Source organism: Streptomyces sp. NBC_00386 (genome assembly GCF_036063235.1).
Classification (GTDB): Bacteria; Actinomycetota; Actinomycetes; order Streptomycetales; family Streptomycetaceae; genus Streptomyces.
On record NZ_CP107950.1, the window covers coordinates 7,441,689 to 7,458,793 of the forward strand.

15 protein-coding genes are annotated in these 17,105 nt (G+C 69.2%); 11 read left to right on the forward strand and 4 right to left on the reverse strand.

Features of this window, described 5'->3' with window-relative positions:
• The first annotated feature begins 165 nt into the window (after positions 1-165).
• Positions 166-1,770: an ABC transporter substrate-binding protein gene (locus OG780_RS32670; protein ID WP_328454244.1), complete on the forward strand. Its 1,605-nt coding sequence runs from the start codon at positions 166-168 to the stop codon at positions 1,768-1,770.
• 271 nt (positions 1,771-2,041) lie between these two features.
• On the opposite strand, the gene OG780_RS32675 is transcribed toward OG780_RS32670, so the two are convergent.
• Together OG780_RS32675 and OG780_RS32680 are read right to left on the reverse strand one after the other, a co-directional pair.
• The gene (locus OG780_RS32675; protein ID WP_037628456.1) at positions 2,042-2,713 is read right to left on the reverse strand and encodes a response regulator; all 672 of its coding nucleotides are present in this window, start codon (positions 2,711-2,713) and stop codon (positions 2,042-2,044) included.
• Between the two features lie 38 nt (positions 2,714-2,751).
• Positions 2,752-3,663 carry a RecB family exonuclease gene (locus OG780_RS32680; RefSeq protein WP_328454245.1) on the reverse strand — a complete coding sequence of 304 codons (912 nt, stop codon included), beginning with the start codon at positions 3,661-3,663 and terminating at the stop codon, positions 2,752-2,754.
• A 175-nt stretch (positions 3,664-3,838) separates the two neighbouring features.
• On the opposite strand from OG780_RS32680, the gene OG780_RS32685 reads away from it, so the two are divergent.
• From OG780_RS32685 to OG780_RS32695, 3 genes are all read left to right on the forward strand, one after another.
• A complete protein-coding gene (locus tag OG780_RS32685; RefSeq protein WP_328454246.1) occupies positions 3,839-5,545 on the forward strand; it encodes a site-2 protease family protein in 1,707 nt (568 codons plus the stop codon).
• Between the two features lie 41 nt (positions 5,546-5,586).
• Entirely contained in the window at positions 5,587-6,489 is a 903-nt protein-coding gene (locus OG780_RS32690; protein WP_328454247.1) for a tRNA (adenine-N1)-methyltransferase, read from the forward strand.
• 767 nt (positions 6,490-7,256) lie between these two features.
• Positions 7,257-7,841: a hypothetical protein gene (locus OG780_RS32695; RefSeq protein WP_328454248.1), complete on the forward strand. Its 585-nt coding sequence runs from the start codon at positions 7,257-7,259 to the stop codon at positions 7,839-7,841.
• Positions 7,842-7,939: 98 nt separating this feature from the next.
• Here the strand turns inward: OG780_RS32695 and OG780_RS32700 are convergent, their stop codons facing one another.
• Positions 7,940-8,245, reverse strand: a complete 306-nt coding sequence (locus OG780_RS32700; RefSeq protein ID WP_326788766.1) for a ferredoxin — start codon at positions 8,243-8,245, stop codon at positions 7,940-7,942.
• Positions 8,246-8,498: 253 nt separating this feature from the next.
• Between OG780_RS32700 and arc the strand changes: the two genes are divergently transcribed.
• The 6 genes from arc (at position 8,499) to prcA (ending at position 14,612) form a co-directional block, all read left to right on the forward strand.
• Positions 8,499-10,265 (forward strand): proteasome ATPase, encoded by a 1,767-nt coding sequence (gene arc, locus OG780_RS32705; RefSeq protein ID WP_326788767.1) that lies wholly within the window; start codon positions 8,499-8,501, stop codon positions 10,263-10,265.
• A gap of 233 nt (positions 10,266-10,498) precedes the next feature.
• Entirely contained in the window at positions 10,499-12,010 is a 1,512-nt protein-coding gene (gene dop / locus OG780_RS32710) for a depupylase/deamidase Dop (RefSeq protein WP_425868979.1), read from the forward strand.
• A 156-nt stretch (positions 12,011-12,166) separates the two neighbouring features.
• Complete coding sequence (locus OG780_RS32715) at positions 12,167-12,385, forward strand: ubiquitin-like protein Pup (RefSeq protein ID WP_326788768.1); 219 nt, start codon at positions 12,167-12,169, stop codon at positions 12,383-12,385.
• A gap of 32 nt (positions 12,386-12,417) precedes the next feature.
• Positions 12,418-13,011: an endonuclease VII domain-containing protein gene (locus OG780_RS32720; protein WP_328454249.1), complete on the forward strand. Its 594-nt coding sequence runs from the start codon at positions 12,418-12,420 to the stop codon at positions 13,009-13,011.
• Complete coding sequence (gene prcB / locus OG780_RS32725) at positions 12,963-13,808, forward strand: proteasome subunit beta (RefSeq protein ID WP_328454251.1); 846 nt, start codon at positions 12,963-12,965, stop codon at positions 13,806-13,808. The genes OG780_RS32720 and prcB overlap by 49 nt, the downstream gene beginning before the upstream one ends.
• Positions 13,809-13,865: 57 nt before the next feature.
• Positions 13,866-14,612, forward strand: a complete 747-nt coding sequence (prcA, locus tag OG780_RS32730) for a proteasome subunit alpha (protein ID WP_328454253.1) — start codon at positions 13,866-13,868, stop codon at positions 14,610-14,612.
• Between the two features lie 105 nt (positions 14,613-14,717).
• Here the strand turns inward: prcA and OG780_RS32735 are convergent, their stop codons facing one another.
• The gene (locus OG780_RS32735) at positions 14,718-15,731 is read right to left on the reverse strand and encodes a LacI family DNA-binding transcriptional regulator (RefSeq protein WP_328454255.1); all 1,014 of its coding nucleotides are present in this window, start codon (positions 15,729-15,731) and stop codon (positions 14,718-14,720) included.
• Between the two features lie 107 nt (positions 15,732-15,838).
• On the opposite strand from OG780_RS32735, the gene OG780_RS32740 reads away from it, so the two are divergent.
• Positions 15,839-17,098 carry an MFS transporter gene (locus OG780_RS32740; protein ID WP_328454257.1) on the forward strand — a complete coding sequence of 420 codons (1,260 nt, stop codon included), beginning with the start codon at positions 15,839-15,841 and terminating at the stop codon, positions 17,096-17,098.
• Positions 17,099-17,105 lie beyond the last annotated feature (7 nt).

Consider the following 17,105-nt stretch of genomic DNA (forward strand, 5'->3'; position numbering starts at 1 on the left):
CCGCGCCCCGTTTCGCAGCGTGAGCGGAAGACGGCTCCCGTATCGGATTGCCGACCCTGTGGTGCGGACTAATGTCATCGCGAGAACATCGCCGTAACCCCGTGACCCGCCGCGCCACCCCTGCATGCCGGTTCGCGGAACCTACAGCTCTGGAGAAACACGAGCATGAACCGCAAGACTTTGGTGATGCCGGCCGTGGTCGGCCTGCTCGCCCCAGTGCTCGCCGCGTGCGGCGGGTCCGCCAGCGGGGGCGACAGCGGCGATGCCATCGTTGTTGGTACCACGGACCAGTTCACCGCGTCGAAGGAAGCCCCGGCACCGTTCGACCCGGCGTACGCGTACGACGTCGGCACCTGGAACGTCCTGCGTCAGACCGTGCAGACGCTGATGGTCCAGCCGCGTGGTGACGGCGAGCCCCAGCCCGAGGCGGCCGAGAAGTGCGGGTTCACCGACAGCGGGAACGAGCGCTACTCGTGCACCCTGCGCGAGGGCCTGGAGTTCTCCAACGGTGACTCGATCACCGCGAAGGACGTCAAGTTCTCCATCGACCGTGCGCGGGCCATCAAGGCCGACAGTGGTGTGGCCGGCCTGCTGTCCACCGTCGACACCGTCGAGACCCGCGGCGACCGCGAGGTGATCTTCCACCTCAAGATCGCCGACGCGACCTTCCCGTTCAAGCTGTCGACCCCGGTCGCCGGCATCGTGAACCCGAACGACTACGAGAAGAACAAGCTGCGCGACGGCTTCTCCGTGGACGGCTCCGGTCCGTACACCGTGAAGATCGAGTCCAGTGACGACACCGTCACCAAGGCCATCTTCACGAAGAACTCCCGGTACACGGGTCAGCTGAAGGTCAAGAACTCCAAGGTCGAGATGCGCTCCTTCGCGGACGCCGACACCATGGGTGCGGCCCTCGAAAAGGGCGACATCGACCTGATGACGCGCTCGATGACGCCGGACCAGATCAACAAGCTGGACAACGCTTCGGGTGGCAACGTCAACCTGAACGAGATGCCCGGCCTCGAGATCCGCTACCTGGCCTTCAACACCAACGCCACGTCGGTGAAGTCGGCGGCCGTCCGCCAGGCCATGGCCCAGGTGATCAACCGCGGCGAGCTCGTCTCCAAGGTCTACGGTTCCCAGGCCGAGCCGCTGTACTCGCTCGTCCCGGCGACCATCACGGGCCACGCCAACGCCTTCTTCAACAAGTACGGCGACCCGAGCGTCAGCAGGGCCCAGACGCTGCTCACCAAGGCCGGCATCACCACCCCGGTCAAGATGACCCTGCACTACACGACCGACCACTACGGTGCGGTCACCGAGCAGGAGTTCCAGGTCCTGAAGAGCCAGCTCAACAAGAGCGGCCTCTTCGACGTCGACATCCAGGGCACGCCCTGGGCCAAGTTCCGCCCGGCCGAGCAGAAGGGCGCCTACGACGTCTACGGCATGGGTTGGTTCCCCGACTTCCCCGACGCCGACAACTACCTGGCGCCGTTCCTCGACAAGGACAACTTCCTTGGCTCGCCGTACGTGAACACCAAGATCAACAACACCCTGATCCCGGACTCCCGCCGCGAGGCCGACCGCCTCACCGCGTCGAAGAGCCTCACGGAGATCCAGGACATCGTGGCCGACGATGTCCCCATCATCCCGCTCTGGCAGGGCAAGCAGTACATCGCCGCGCGTGACGACATCACGGGCTCGGAGTGGGCGCTCAACTCCTCCTCCACCCTCCAGCTGTGGGAGCTGAGCCGCGGCGTCAGCGAGTGACCCAAGCAACCGACCCGGGGCTGTGAAGCCCCGGGCCCGACCCGGGACCCGACGGTCCCGGGTCTTTCGGCTTCAAGGACGCGGAACGTGCCCGTACCCACGCTGTGGCACGTGCCGGCATCCACACCGTGGCACATGCCCGCACGCACACCGCGGGACCGTCCGAGGCCCGGCCGGGCGCCGCACCTGACCGTCCCACGCGAAGGGCGCCCGTTCCCCAGGGGAACGGGCGCCCTTCGCGCTGCCTCGGACAGACCGGTACCGGCCGGCGCTACTGCGCCCCCGGACGCACCAGCCCGCTCTCGTACGCGTACACTGCGGCCTGCACCCGGTCGCGCAGCCCCAGCTTCGTCAGGACATGCCCCACATGCGTCTTGACCGTCGTCTCGCTGACGAACAGATCGGCCGCGATCTCCGCGTTCGACAGACCGCGCGCCACCAGCTTCAGCACCTCGACCTCACGGTCGGTCAGCGTGTGCAACGTGTCCGGAACCGGCTCGTCCCCGGACGGCAGATGACCCGCGTACTTGTCCAGCAGCCGACGCGTGATGCTCGGCGCGAGCATCGCCTCGCCCGCCGCGACCACCCGGATCGCCTGCACCAGCTCATTGGCCGGCGCGTCCTTGAGGAGGAAACCGCTGGCACCCGCCCGAAGCGCCTCCACCACGTACTCGTCGAGGTCGAACGTCGTCAGCACCAGAACCTTCGCCGGACCGTCCCGGCCCGGCCCGGTGATCTGCCGCGTCGCCTCCACACCGTCCATCCGCGGCATACGGATGTCCATCAGAACCACATCGGGCTGCAGGGCACGAACCTGATCGAGTGCCTGGAGACCGTCACCGGCCTCGCCGACGACCGCGAGATCCGGCTCCGCCTCCAGAATCATCCGGAAGCCGGTGCGCAGCAGCGGCTGGTCGTCGACCAGTAGGACGCGGATGGCCACGTAAGTCTCCTTCGCTAGTCCGGCCCCATTCTGCCCTGCTACCCGGTGCCCGACCCGGGCGCCCTGACCGGGAGCGGATACACCGGGGGAGTACCACCGAATTCCGGACACACCGCCTGGTGATCACACCAGCCGCAGAGCTTCGTGGGACGCGGCCGCCACTCACCCGTCTCCGTCGCCTCCCGGATCGCGTCCCACAGCGCGAGCAGCTTGCGCTCGACCCGCTCCAGATCCCCGATCTCGGGGTCGTACGTCACCACGTCACCGCTGCCCAGATAGACCAGCTGGAGACGGCGCGGAACCACCCGCTTCAGCCGCCACACCACCAGCGCGTAGAACTTCATCTGGAACAGAGCACCCTCGGCGTACTCGGGCCGCGGCGCCTTCCCCGTCTTGTAGTCCACGATCCGGACCTCGCCCGACGGCGCCACATCGACCCGGTCGATGATGCCGCGCAACGTCAGCCCGGAATCCAGCCGCGCCTCCACGAACAGCTCCCGCTCGGCCGGCTCCAGCCGCGTCGGGTCCTCCAGCGTGAACCAGCGCTCCACCAGCCGCTCCGCCTCGGACAGCCAGCGCGCCAGCCGCTCGCCCTCCGGGTCGTCCGCGAACAGCTCCACGACCTCCGGCTTCGTCTCCCGCAGCCGGTCCCACTGCGCGGGGATCAACGACTTGGCACGCGGTGCCGTCCGGTCCACGGCCGGCGCGTCGAACAGCCGCTCCAGGACCGCGTGCACCAGCGTCCCCCTGGTCGCCGCCTCACTCGGCTTCTCCGGCAGCTTGTCGATCACCCGGAACCGGTACAGCAACGGACACTGCATGAAGTCACTGGCACGCGAGGGCGACAGCGAGGCGGGCGCGCGCGCGACCACGGGAGCCGGACCGTCGGCGACGGCCCCGCCGGTCACGGCCGCTTCTTCGGGCACAGCGCCCTCGGTGCTGGTTTCCATGACAACAGACCATACGGCCCGCCACCGACAGTGAACCGGTCCCGGCGGGCACGACGGCACGCAAAACAGAAGGGGTGCCGGGGCGGAACGCACCGCGACGGCCGCATACCATCGACCCAGACCCTCCCGTTCCGCATGAACCGGGGGCGGGGGACGCTTCGAACGAGGGGACATCGTGGACGAGAGCGGCGGGAGCGGGCAGCCGCGGTCCGGCACCGGCGAGGCGACCGAGCGCCACGGGAGGCCCTCGGCCTCCACCGGTCCGGCCTCCGGCGCGCACCCCGGACCGGCAGGGCCCGAGACCACCGGGCCGAACCCCACGGCCCCCGATCACGACTCCCGGACCCGGACGCAGTCCGGCACGGACACCGGCACCCGGGCCGCGAGCGAGCCCCCCGCACGGTCCGAGGACACCCCCCGCCCGGGCGACGAGGCCCCCGACCAGCCGGAGACCGGCCCCCACGACGCCACCACGGATCCCGGCCGGCCCGGACCCGAGGCGACCCCCGCGCCCGAGACCGCGGCCCACCCCGAACCGGCCCGCGACCCCCTGGCGAAGGCGCCCGCCTCCACCGAGCGCACCGAGGAGATCGCAGCCCACGGCGAACCCTCCCGGCCCTCCGAACCCTCCGAGCCGGCCTACGGCCAGATCCAGGGCCAGGACCACGACGGACTCACCGGCGCCCGCCGCACCGGCACCACCAAAGGACGCCCCCCACGCCGGCCCAAGGACCCCGGCGGCGGACTCCTCATGGGCCGGCCCTTCGGCGTACCCGTGTACGTCGCACCCAGCTGGTTCCTCGTAGCCGCCCTGATCACCTGGGTCTTCGGCGGCCAGCTCGACCGCGTCCTGCCCGAACTCGGCGCAGCCCGCTACCTCGTCTCCCTCTTCTTCGCCGTCGCCTTCTACGCCTCCGTACTCGTCCACGAACTCGCCCACACCGTCGCCGCCCTCCGCTTCAAACTCCCGGTCCGCCGCATCCAGCTCCAGTTCTTCGGCGGCGTCTCCGAAATCGAGAAGGAAGCCGAGACCCCCGGCCGCGAATTCGTCCTCGCCTTCGTCGGCCCCCTCCTCTCCCTCGTCCTGTCCGGCCTCTTCTACCTCGCCATGCTGCCCGTCGAGCCCGGCACCGTCCCCGGCGTCCTGCTCGCCGGCCTGATGATCTCCAACCTCATCGTCGCCGCCTTCAACCTCCTCCCCGGCCTCCCCCTCGACGGCGGCCGCATGCTCCGCGCCGTCGTCTGGAAGATCACCGGCAGAGCCATGAGCGGCACAGTCGCCGCCGCATGGGTCGGCCGCGCCCTCGCCGTCTCCGTACTCGTCGGACTGCCCCTCCTCACCCAGTCCGGGACACTCGGCGCAGCCCCCGAGAACGTCGGCAGCATGGACACCATCACCGACGCCCTCCTCGCCGCCATCCTCGCGGCCATCATCTGGACCGGCGCCGGCAACAGCCTCCGCATGGCCCGCCTGCGCGAACACCTGCCGGAACTGCGCGCCCGCTCCCTCACACGCCGCGCCGTCCCCGTCGAGACCACCACCCCCCTCTCCGAGGCACTGCGCCGCGCCAACGACGTCGGCGCCCGCGCCCTCGTCGTCGTCGACGCCGACGGCGAACCCCTCTCCCTGGTCCGCGAAGCCGCCATCGTCGGCGTCCCCGAACACCGCCGCCCCTGGGTCGCCGTCAGCGGCCTCGCCCAGGACCTCACCGACGGCATGCGGGTCTCCGCCGAACTCGCCGGAGAGGACCTCCTCGACGTCCTGCGCGCCAGCCCCGCCACCGAGTACCTCGTCGTCGAGGACTCCGGCGAGATCTACGGCGTCCTGTCCGCCGCCGACGTGGAACGCGCCTTCGTCAAAGCCATGGCCCGCCCCTCCTGACCGTGGTCGGCGGCCCCGCCGGGGACCGGTAGGCTGTTCACATGTCCGAACCGACCGGTGCCGCCCGCAGGCGCGGGCCCTTCAAGGTCGGGGACCAGGTTCAGCTGACCGACCCCAAGGGCCGCCACTACACGTTCACGCTCGAGGCCGGGAAGAACTTCCACACCCACAAGGGTTCCTTCCCCCACGACGAGCTGATCGGTGCTCCCGAGGGCAGCGTTGTCCGCACCACGGGAAACGTCGCCTATCTCGCGCTGCGCCCCCTGCTCCCCGACTACGTCCTGTCCATGCCCCGCGGCGCCGCCGTGGTCTACCCCAAGGACGCGGGGCAGATCCTGGCCTTCGCCGACATCTTCCCCGGCGCCCGCGTCGTGGAAGCGGGAGTCGGCTCCGGCTCGCTGAGCAGCTTCCTGCTGCGCGCCATCGGCGACCAGGGCATGCTGCACTCCTACGAGCGCCGCGAGGACTTCGCCGAGATCGCCCAGCAGAACGTGGAGCGCTACTTCGGCGGACCCCACCCCGCCTGGCAGCTCACCGTCGGCGACCTCCAGGACAACCTGAACGACGCCGACGTCGACCGCGTCATCCTCGACATGCTCGCTCCCTGGGAGTGCCTGGAGGCCGTCTCCAAGGCGCTGGTCCCCGGCGGCATCCTCTGCTGCTACGTGGCGACCACCACCCAGCTCGCGCGGACCGTCGAGTCGATCCGCGAGATCGGCTGCTTCAACGAGCCGACCGCCTGGGAATCGATGATCCGCAACTGGCACATCGAGGGCCTGGCCGTCCGCCCGGACCACCGGATGATCGGCCACACCGGCTTCCTGCTCACCGCCCGCCGCCTCGCGGACGGCGTCGAGCCGCCCATGCGCCGCCGCCGCCCCTCCAAGGGCTCGTACGGCGAGGACTACTCCGGACCCAACGCCGACGGCGGCGCCGCCCGCTGACGTACCCAACGCACCACGCCTGTGGCCGAGTTCCCGGAACCCTCCGGGAACTCGGCCACAGCGCTTTTGTGTTGGCACACCCGCTGACCCGCTGACCCGCTGACCCGCTGACCCGCTGACCCGCTGACCCGCCACCAGAAACCGGTGGACGGACCCGGGAAGCCGAGGCGACCGGCCTCCCGAGCCCGGCCGGCGGGCCGTTCACACGGCAGCCGACGGGCTGTGAGGCCCCGCGGGCAAGGTCTGCCGAGAGGCAGCCAGGTGCGCCGGGCGAAAGCCCGGCGGGCCGGGCGGCGGGGTGCCCGCGGAGCGCGCCGACAGGCCTCCCGGAATGCCCCCGGGATACCCACGGCACGGGCCTGCCCCAGGACCGCGGTGGAGCGACGCCGGGGCTCCTCAGACACTGTCTCCGGCCGGGCAGCGGGCGCCTGAGACAGCGCCGTCGGCCCGCAGCCCGTGGGCGGCCGACGCCGCCGGCGGCAGCCCCGTACACGCCCCTCACGCACGCGTCCCCGGACCGAACCGCACCCGAGCCCCGGCGGGCCCGCCATGCCCCTGCACACAGCGCCGCTGTCCGCCGGGACCCGGCGGACAGCGCACTCCTGCGGCCCCCTCCCGACACCTCGGCCGGAGCCGTACAGAGGCCCGCCGAAGAGCGCGCCGGAACGCCTCACAAGTCCGGACCCCGCCGTTCCACCAGCCTGTGACGTGTGGCACCATGCGGGACACCCACCCCACCGGCACAGCCCTCGCGGGAGAAACCCCAAGTGCAGCAATCCGTTGTCCCGGAACTGGCACACACACAGACCAGCCCCATCCAGTGGGTCGCCACGGCCACCGCCATCGCCGGAGTCGTGGCACTGTCCTCCCTCGTCCAGCCCGACCCGGCGAGGGCGGCCCAGCCCGGCGCAGGCCCCAGCGCGGCGACGGCACCGGCGGCCCCGGCGGCAGCCCCCGACCCGACCGGCGTCGACTTCCCGATCGTCTGCGGACCCGTCAAGGCCCTCGTCGAGAAGAAGGCCTCCGGAGACCTGGACGGCGACGGCCGCCCGGAGACCGTGGCCGTCGTCCGCTGCGACGCGGGCTCGGGCACCCCGCCCAGCGGCGTCTACGTCCTCACCCAGGCCGAGGGAGCACAGCGGCCCCGGGTCGTCGCGACCCTGATCGATCCCAAGGACCGGCTCAGCGTCACGGACTTCGCGGTCAGCGACGGAGACGTCACCGCCACGCTGCTCGGCTACTCCTCGGCCGACGTACCGAGTTGCTGCCCCGACCTGAGGCAGAACGCCAAGTGGCAGTGGAAGAACGGCGCGTTCATCCGCTCGACACCGTCCGAAGCACGCGGTGCCTGAACGCGCCCCCGGCGCAAGACCCGAACAAAAGACAACACCCTCCGCGTCGCGGAGGGTGTGAGGAACCGGTCACACGGTGACGCGGGGTGCCCGAACGGTCACTCCGCGTCGGGACCGAAGATCTCGACCTTGTCCGAAACGCGACGGACATGGATGCAGTCCCCCGGACACTCCTTTGCCGAGTCCGCCACATCGCGCAGAAGCGGCAGGGGCACGGGCGTTGTGGCCCCCACGGCCTGCAGAAGCTCGTCCTCGGCGCTCTTCACATAGGCCAGGCCGTCAATGTCCAGCTCAAAGACCTCGGGCGCGTACTGGACACAGATCCCGTCGCCGGTACAGAGATCCTGGTCGATCCAGACCTCAAGCGCCTCGCCGTCGACTCCGGCCTCCTGCTGCACGGTCATTTCTCCTGCCGTTTTCTGCGTCGAGCGGACCGAAGACTGGGGAATCGGGCCAGCTCTGACGGGTGTTGAACACTTCGACCCTACCTCCGCCCGCTTCCCAATCATGTTCGGTGGGTATTCCCCTGGCGTGAGGGAGAGCGCAAGGGTGAAGATCGGACACACCCCGACAGTCTTTGTGATCTAGGGGTTTCAATCGACACCCACCCAGGTAGGGTCTGGAAGCGTCCAGCTCCCCTTGGAGGAGGTGAGGACCGTGGCAGCCCACGACGACGACATGAACCGCGGCATCCGCCCGGGAAGAGGGTCCGATGACCCCGCCGGGCAGATTGCCTACCTTGAGCAGGAGATCGCCGTCCTGCGACGCAAGCTCGCCGACTCTCCGCGACACACGAGGATTCTCGAAGAGCGGATCGTCGAGTTGCAGACCAACCTGGCAGGCGTGTCCGCACAGAACGAGCGGCTCGCCAACACTCTCCGTGAGGCCCGCGACCAGATCGTGGCCCTCAAGGAGGAGGTCGACCGGCTCGCACAGCCGCCGGCCGGCTTCGGTGTCTTCCTCACGGCGAACGAGGACGGCACGGCGGACATCTTCACCGGGGGCCGCAAGCTCCGGGTGAACGTCAGCCCCAGCGTGGAGCTCGACGAGCTCAGGCGCGGCCAGGAAGTGATGCTCAACGAAGCTCTCAACGTGGTCGAGGCCATGGAATACGAGAGCGTCGGCGAGATCGTCACCCTCAAGGAGATCCTGGAGGACGGCGAGCGCGCCCTCGTGCAGGGGCACACCGACGAGGAACGGGTGGTCCGGCTCGCCGAGCCGCTCCTGGACGTCAATATCCGTCCCGGGGACGCCCTGCTCCTCGAACCCCGTTCCGGCTATGTCTACGAGATCGTTCCGAAGAGCGAGGTCGAGGAACTCGTCCTCGAAGAGGTCCCGGACATCGGCTACGAGCAGATCGGCGGTCTGGGCGGCCAGATCGAGATGATCCGCGACGCGGTCGAGCTCCCGTACCTCTACCCCGACCTCTTCAAGGAGCACGAACTGCGGCCGCCCAAGGGCGTCCTGCTGTACGGGCCCCCCGGATGCGGAAAGACCCTCATCGCCAAGGCCGTGGCCAATTCGCTGGCCAAGAAGGTCGCCGAAGTGACCGGACAGGCCACCGGTAAGAGCTTCTTCCTCAACATCAAGGGCCCCGAGCTCCTGAACAAGTACGTCGGTGAGACCGAGCGGCAGATCCGGCTCATCTTCCAGCGTGCCCGGGAGAAGGCCAGCGAGGGCACACCCGTCATCGTCTTCTTCGACGAGATGGAATCCCTCTTCCGCACCCGTGGATCAGGCGTCAGCTCGGACGTGGAGAACACCATCGTCCCGCAGCTGCTCGCGGAGATCGACGGCGTGGAGGGCCTGCAGAACGTGGTGGTGATCGGTGCCTCGAACCGTGAGGACATGATCGACCCCGCCATCCTGCGGCCCGGCCGGCTCGACGTGAAGATCAAGATCGAGCGCCCGGACGCCGAGGCGGCGAAGGACATCTTCCAGAAGTACCTCACCGAGCGTCTTCCGCTGCACCCCGAGGACGTGGGAGAGCACGGCGGCGACAGGGCGGCCACCGTCCACGGCATGATCCAGACAGCCGTGGAGCAGATGTACGCCGAATCGGAGGAGAACCGCTTCCTGGAGGTCACCTACGCCAACGGTGACAAGGAAGTCCTTTACTTCAAGGACTTCAATTCCGGCGCCATGATCGAGAACATCGTCGGCCGCGCCAAGAAGATGGCCATCAAGGACTTCTTGGAGCACAGCCAGAAGGGCCTCCGGGTCTCCCACCTCCTCCAGGCATGCGTGGACGAGTTCAAGGAGAACGAGGACCTGCCCAACACCACCAACCCGGACGACTGGGCCAGGATCTCCGGAAAGAAGGGCGAACGGATCGTCTATATCCGTACGCTCATCACCGGAAAGCAGGGCGCGGACACCGGACGCTCCATCGACACGGTGGCCAACACCGGTCAATACCTGTAAAAGACAGGGCGGCTGCGGGTGCCCTCGACGGGTACCCGCAGCCGACTGTTTTTCAGGACAAGGCCGGAGCACAGCAATGACGCAAATGATCTCCCCACCAGCGCAGTGGCGTTCTAGGCTCTTTCGTACCGCCGAGTCGCGCAGTGCGGGGACGGGCACCGCACACGCACCGGAGCGCCAGCGGTACTTGAGCAGCGCCCCGACCGAGGGCGCCGCCGGGCAAGGAGGGCCGCATGACCGTACGGCGAGTAATGGGCATCGAGACGGAGTACGGGATCTCCGTCCCCGGTCACCCCAACGCCAATGCCATGCTCACCTCGTCCCAGATCGTCAACGCCTACGCGGCGGCGATGCACCGGGCGCGCCGCGCCCGCTGGGACTTCGAGGAGGAGAACCCGCTGCGGGACGCGCGAGGCTTCGACCTCGCCCGGGAGGCCGCCGACACCAGCCAGCTCACCGACGAGGACATCGGCCTGGCCAATGTCATCCTCACCAACGGTGCACGGCTGTACGTCGACCACGCACACCCGGAATACAGCTCCCCCGAAGTCACCAACCCGCGGGACGCGGTCCTGTGGGACAAGGCCGGCGAGCGCATCATGGCCGAGGCCGCGGAGCGCGCCGCCCAGCTTCCCGGCGCGCAGCCGATCCACCTCTACAAGAACAACACCGACAACAAGGGCGCCTCCTACGGCACGCACGAGAACTACCTGATGAAGCGGGAGACCCCCTTCTCGGACATCGTGCGGCACCTCACGCCGTTCTTCGTCTCACGCCAGGTCGTCACCGGAGCGGGCCGCGTCGGCATCGGCCAGGACGGACACGAGCACGGCTTCCAGCTCAGCCAGCGCGCCGACTACTTCGAGGTCGAGGTAGGCCTGGAGACGACCCTCAAGCGCCCCATCATCAACACCCGCGACGAACCGCACGCCGACGCCGAGAAGTACCGCCGGCTGCACGTGATCATCGGAGACGCCAACCTCTCCGAGATCTCGACCTACCTCAAGCTGGGCACGACGGCACTGGTCCTCTCCATGATCGAGGACGGCTTCATCGCCGTCGACCTGGCCGTCGACCAGCCCGTACGCACCCTCCACCAGGTCTCCCACGACCCGACCCTCAAGCGCCTGGTCACGCTCCGCAGCGGCCGCACGCTCACCGCCGTGCAACTGCAGATGGAGTACTTCGAGCTGTCGCGCAAATACGTGGAGGAGCGGTTCGGGGCGGACGCCGACGAACAGACCAAGGACGTCCTCCTGCGCTGGGAGGACACCCTGAACCGCCTGGAGAACGACCCGATGAGCCTCGCCGGAGAGCTCGACTGGGTCGCCAAGCGGGAGCTCATGGAGGGCTACCGGCGCCGCGATGACCTCGACTGGGACGCCGCCCGGCTGCACCTGGTCGACCTCCAGTACGCCGACGTACGGGCCGAGAAGGGCCTCTACAACCGTCTGGCCGCCCGGGGCAAGATCAAGCGCCTGCTGGACGAGGGCGAGGTCGAGCGGGCCCGCACGACACCGCCGGAGGACACCCGCGCCTACTTCCGCGGGCGCTGCCTGGAACAGTACGCGGACGACGTGGCGGCGGCCTCCTGGGACTCGGTGATCTTCGACCTGCCCGGCCGGGACTCGCTCCAGCGCGTCCCAACCCTGGAGCCGCTTCGCGGAACGCGTAATCACGTCAAGGCGCTCCTGGACCGCTGCCGTACGGCCGAGGACCTGGTCAGGGTGCTGTCGGGCAACTGAGCTTCCCCCGGGACGGCACCGGCCGGACAGGGTGGAATACACGGCGTTACGGGAATCATCGAGGTGGTCCCCGTACGTTGAAGCAACTGCGGGGCCGATGTCGGACCCTGCTTGTAGGGTCTGATCAAGAACGTCGAACCGAGCGGGGTGAGGGTTATGGCGACCAAGGACACCGGCGGCGGACAGCAGAAGGCGACGCGTTCCACCGAGGAGGCCGAGGAGCAGACACAGGACGCGCAGGCGACCGACGACCTCAAGGAACGCCAGGAAAAGCTGAGCGACGACGTCGACTCGGTTCTGGACGAGATCGACGATGTCTTGGAAGAGAACGCCGAGGACTTCGTGCGCTCATTCGTTCAGAAAGGCGGCGAGTAGCCTTCGAATCTAAGACCACGGGGGGCTCCGGGTTGAAGAATGAAGAAGGTGTGAAGTGTTGCGTGCGGTGCGGCGAAGCCAAACCGCACGCGGCCTTCGCTCGTAAGCGGTCCAATCTGGACGGTCTGCAGCATCACTGTCGAGATTGCGCGTCGGACTATCACCGAAAGCGTCAGCTGAGCCTCGGGCGGAAAGTTCGCCCTCAGGTGGACGTGCCTGAGGGACATAAACTGTGCCTCAAATGCGGTGAGGTCAAACCGTGGAGCGAGTGGCATCGCAATGAAACGGCCTCGGACGGGCTGTCGACACGTTGCAAGGCGTGCCGGGCGGTTGAAGGACGCGCGGGACACCTGAAGCGCAGCTACGGCCTCACCGAAGCTCAGCGCGACGCGATGGTCGCCTCTCAAAAGGGGCTCTGCGTGATCTGCCTGAAAGCTCCTGCCGTTCATGTGGATCACTGCCACAAGACGGGTAGTGTCCGTGGCGTACTGTGCTTCAACTGCAATTCGGCCATCGGCAAGTTGGGAGACGATCCCGACGCTGTTCGTCGGGCTGCCGCCTACCTGGAGGGAAACGCGTGGAAGCCAACACTCGTAGCACCGGGCGTCTACCGGCTGCCTTCCTGACGCCCGGGTCGTCGTCCTTCATGGACTTCCTGTCCGAGCATCAGCCGGAGATGCTCCCGGGCAAGCGGCAACTGCCGCCCGTCCAGGGTGTGATCGAGGCCCCGCACGGCACGACGATCGTCGCCGTCACGTTCCCCGGTGGAGTCGTCCTCGCCGGTGACCGGCGGGCCACGATGGGGAACGTCATCGCCCAGCGCGACATCGAGAAGGTCTTCCCGGCCGACGAGTACTCGGCGGTGGGCATCGCCGGCACGGCGGGCCTGGCCGTGGAGATGGTGAAGCTGTTCCAGCTGGAGCTGGAGCACTTCGAGAAGGTGGAGGGCGCGCAGCTCTCCCTGGAGGGCAAGGCGAACCGCCTGTCCACGATGATCCGTTCCAACCTCGGCATGGCCATGCAGGGCCTGGCCGTGGTCCCCCTGTTCGCGGGCTACGACGTGGACCGCGGCAAGGGCCGCATCTTCTCCTACGACGTCACCGGCGGCCGCTCCGAGGAGCACGGCTACGCGGCCACGGGCTCCGGCTCGCTCTTCGCGCGCGGTGCCATGAAGAAGCTCTACGCCAGGGATCTGACGGAGGACCAGGCGACGACGCTGGTCATCCAGGCCCTGTACGACGCGGCCGACGACGACTCGGCGACCGGTGGTCCCGATGTCGCGCGCCGGATCTACCCGATCGTCACCGTGATCACCGAGAGCGGCTTCCGCCGGCTCACCGACGAGGAGTCCTCCGAGATCGCCCGCGCGATCCTGGAGCGGCGCCTGGAGCAGCCCGACGGTCCGCGCGCCGCGCTGCTCTGAGTCCGGCCTCTTTTCCCAGGTGATCCAGTGACTTCGACAGAAAGGGACGGATAGCCGGTGTCGACGCCGTTCTATGTCTCACCCCAGCAGGCGATGGCCGACCGGGCGGAGTACGCCCGCAAGGGCATCGCCCGTGGCCGCAGCCTGGTCGTGCTGCAGTACGCCGACGGCATCGTGTTCGTCGGCGAGAACCCGTCCCGCGCGCTGCACAAGTTCAGCGAGATCTACGACCGGATCGGCTTCGCGGCCGCCGGTAAGTACAACGAGTACGAGAACCTGCGGATCGGCGGTGTGCGTTACGCCGATCTGCGCGGCTACACGTACGACCGTGCCGATGTGACCGCTCGTGGTCTGGCCAACGTGTACGCCCAGACGCTGGGCACGATCTTCTCGTCGGCGGCTGAGAAGCCGTACGAGGTGGAGCTGGTGGTCGCCGAGGTCGGGGAGACGCCGGACGGTGACCAGATCTACCGGCTGCCGCACGACGGTTCGATCGTGGACGAGCACGGCTCGGTCGCCGTCGGCGGTAACGCCGAGCAGATCAGTACGTATCTGGATACGCAGCACCGGGACGGCATGTCGCTGGCCGAGGCGCTGAAGCTGGCTGTCCAGTCGTTGTCCCGGGAGCCGAACGGTGGCGAGCGGGAGATTCCGGCGGAGCGGCTGGAGGTCGCGGTGCTGGACCGGTCGCGGCCGCAGAAGCGGAAGTTCAAGCGGATCGTCGGCCGCCAGCTGGACAGGTTGCTGGAGGCCGGGGGCGCGGAGACGGCGACGGAGGCCGAGGACGCCGACGACGACGAGTGAGGTCGTGGTCGGACCTCGTGTCCGTTCGGGTGTTCATACGGAAGGGGCCGCACCGGTGCAGACCGGTGCGGCCCCTTCCGTGTGCGGTAGGAGGCGGGGGTCGTCCTAGGCGCCAGGAGGGGCCGTGGAGCCCCGTACGACGAGTTCGACGGGGATGTCCTCCTGTGGGGGCGTGCGGCCGTCGAGGACGGCCAGGAGGGCTTTCATGCCCTGTTCGCCGAATCGTTCGGCGTCCAGGCGGACGGTGGTGAGTTCGGGGTCGAGGGCGCGGGCCAGGGCGAGGTCGTCGAGTCCGGTGACGGAGATGTCGTCGGGGATGCGCAGGCCGAGGCGGCGGGCGGCTTTGTAGGCGCCTGCGGCGAGTTTGTCGTCGTCGCAGACGATCGCGGTGGGGCGGGGGCCAGGGGTGGAGAGTGCGGCCTGGGCGGCGGCCAGGGCGTCTTCGAAGGAGATGGGGGCGCGGGCGACCCGCAGGCTGGTTCCGGGGACTTCGACGAGGCAGGAGGCCAGTTCGCGGGCGCGGACCTCGAAGGTCCAGGAGGGGATGTCGGCCGCGAGGTGCAGGAAGCGGCGGTGGCCGAGTGCCAGGAGGTGGTCGGTGACCTGGCGTATGCCGTCGGCGATGTCGAGGTTGACGGTGGCGGCGCCCTGGCTGCCGGCGGGGTCGCTGTCGAGCATGACGAGGGGGAGCTGGTCGCCGCGGATCGCGGTGAGGGCGTCGGCCGCCATGGAGGAGGCGATGACGCCGTCGAGGGCGGCCTGGGCGGAGCCGAAGGGGTCGCGGGCGGGGCCGATGCCTTCGGGGGAGGGGTAGAGGACGACTCCGAAGCCGTGCTGGGCGGCCACGCGGGCTGCGCCGGTGTAGACGCCCGCGAAGAATTCGGTGGTGAGGGCGGGGACGACCAGCAGGACGGTGCGGGTGCGGCCGAGGCGGAGGTTGCGGGCGGCCAGGTTGGGGCGGTAGCCGAGTTCCTGGGCCGCGTCGCGGACGCGGTCGGCGGTCGCGGCGGAGACGCGGCCGCGCCACTTGTCGCCCAGGACGAGGGAGACGGCTGCCTGGGAGACCCCGGCGGCCTCGGCGACGTCCCGGCTGGTGGGGCGCGTGCTACCTCTTGCCACCGTGGGCCTGCTCCTTCGTCTGGACTCCCGGTCAGCGCACATGGTACGTATTGAGGGAGACGTTATACGTAACACTTGAACGTCACGCGCTACCGGAAGGGCACGCCATGGCCACGGGATACCTGGAGATCCTCAGGGCGAGGCATGCCGCCAGGCTGCTCGCGGGGACGCTGGTGGGGCGGCTGCCGAACGCCACGGCGGCCATCGCCGTCGTGCTGTTCGTGCGGGCCGGGGGCGGTACGTACAGCCTGGCGGGGGCGCTCGCGGCCGTGTACGGGGTGGCCAACGCGGTCGGGCAGCCGCTGCTCGGCCGGCTCGTGGACCTGTACGGCCAGCCCCGGGTGCAGCTGCCCGCCGCGGTCGTCTCGGCGTTCGGCATGGGCGTCTTCGCCCTGGCCGGAACGGAGCCGGTGGCGCTCGCCTGCGCCGCGATGGCCGTGGCCGGGCTCTTCACGCCTCCTCTGGAGGGCGGCCTGCGGGCGCTGTGGCCCTCCGTACTGGGCGAGGAGGAGCAGGTGCACACCGCGTACGCGATGGACGCGGTGGCGCAGGAAGTCATGTTCACCGTCGGACCCTTGCTGGTGACGCTGTGCGTGTCGCTCTGGTCCGCGCAGGCCGCCCTGCTGATCCTGGCCGTCATCGGTGTCCTGGGTGCCCTCTCCGTGGTCGTCTCGGAGCCCTCGCGCGCGTGGCGTTCGGCTCCGCGCGAGGCGCACTGGCTGGGCGCTCTGCGTTCGCCGGGGCTGCTGGCCCTGCTCGGGGCGTTCCTGTTCATCGGGATCGCGCTCGGTTCGATCACGGTGGCGGCGCTGTCGTACGCCGACGCGCACGGTGGGGACGCGGTGTACGGCTGGCTGATGGCGGGCATCGGGCTCGGGGCGCTGCTGGGCGGTGTGGTCTACGGCGCGCGCCGCTGGGGCGGGGCGCCGGAGCGGCGACTGCGGGTGCTGGTGGCCCTTCTGGCGGTGTGTTACGTCCCGCTGGTGCTGGTGCCGGGTCCGGTGGCCATGACGGGGCTTGCGACGCTTGCCGGGGTGTTCCTCGCGCCGAGCATCGCGTGTGCTTTCGTGCTGGTGGACCGGCACGCGCCCACGGGTACGGTCACCGAGGCTTTTTCCTGGCTTGTGACGACGTTCACCGTGGGTGCTTCGGTGGGAACGGGTGTCGCGGGGCCGGTCGTGGAGTGGGGTGGGGCGGGGTGGGGCTTCGCCGTTCCGGGGGTCGCGGGAGTTGCCGCGCTGGTGGTTCTGCTGGCCACGGGCCGGGTCCTCGCAGCTACCGGGAGGGGCGAGGTTGTTGCGGTCTCATCGGAAAATGATCCAAACCGAGCCGTCGAACCCCGTTTCAGCTCAGGGGATCGGGCGTAATGTTCAG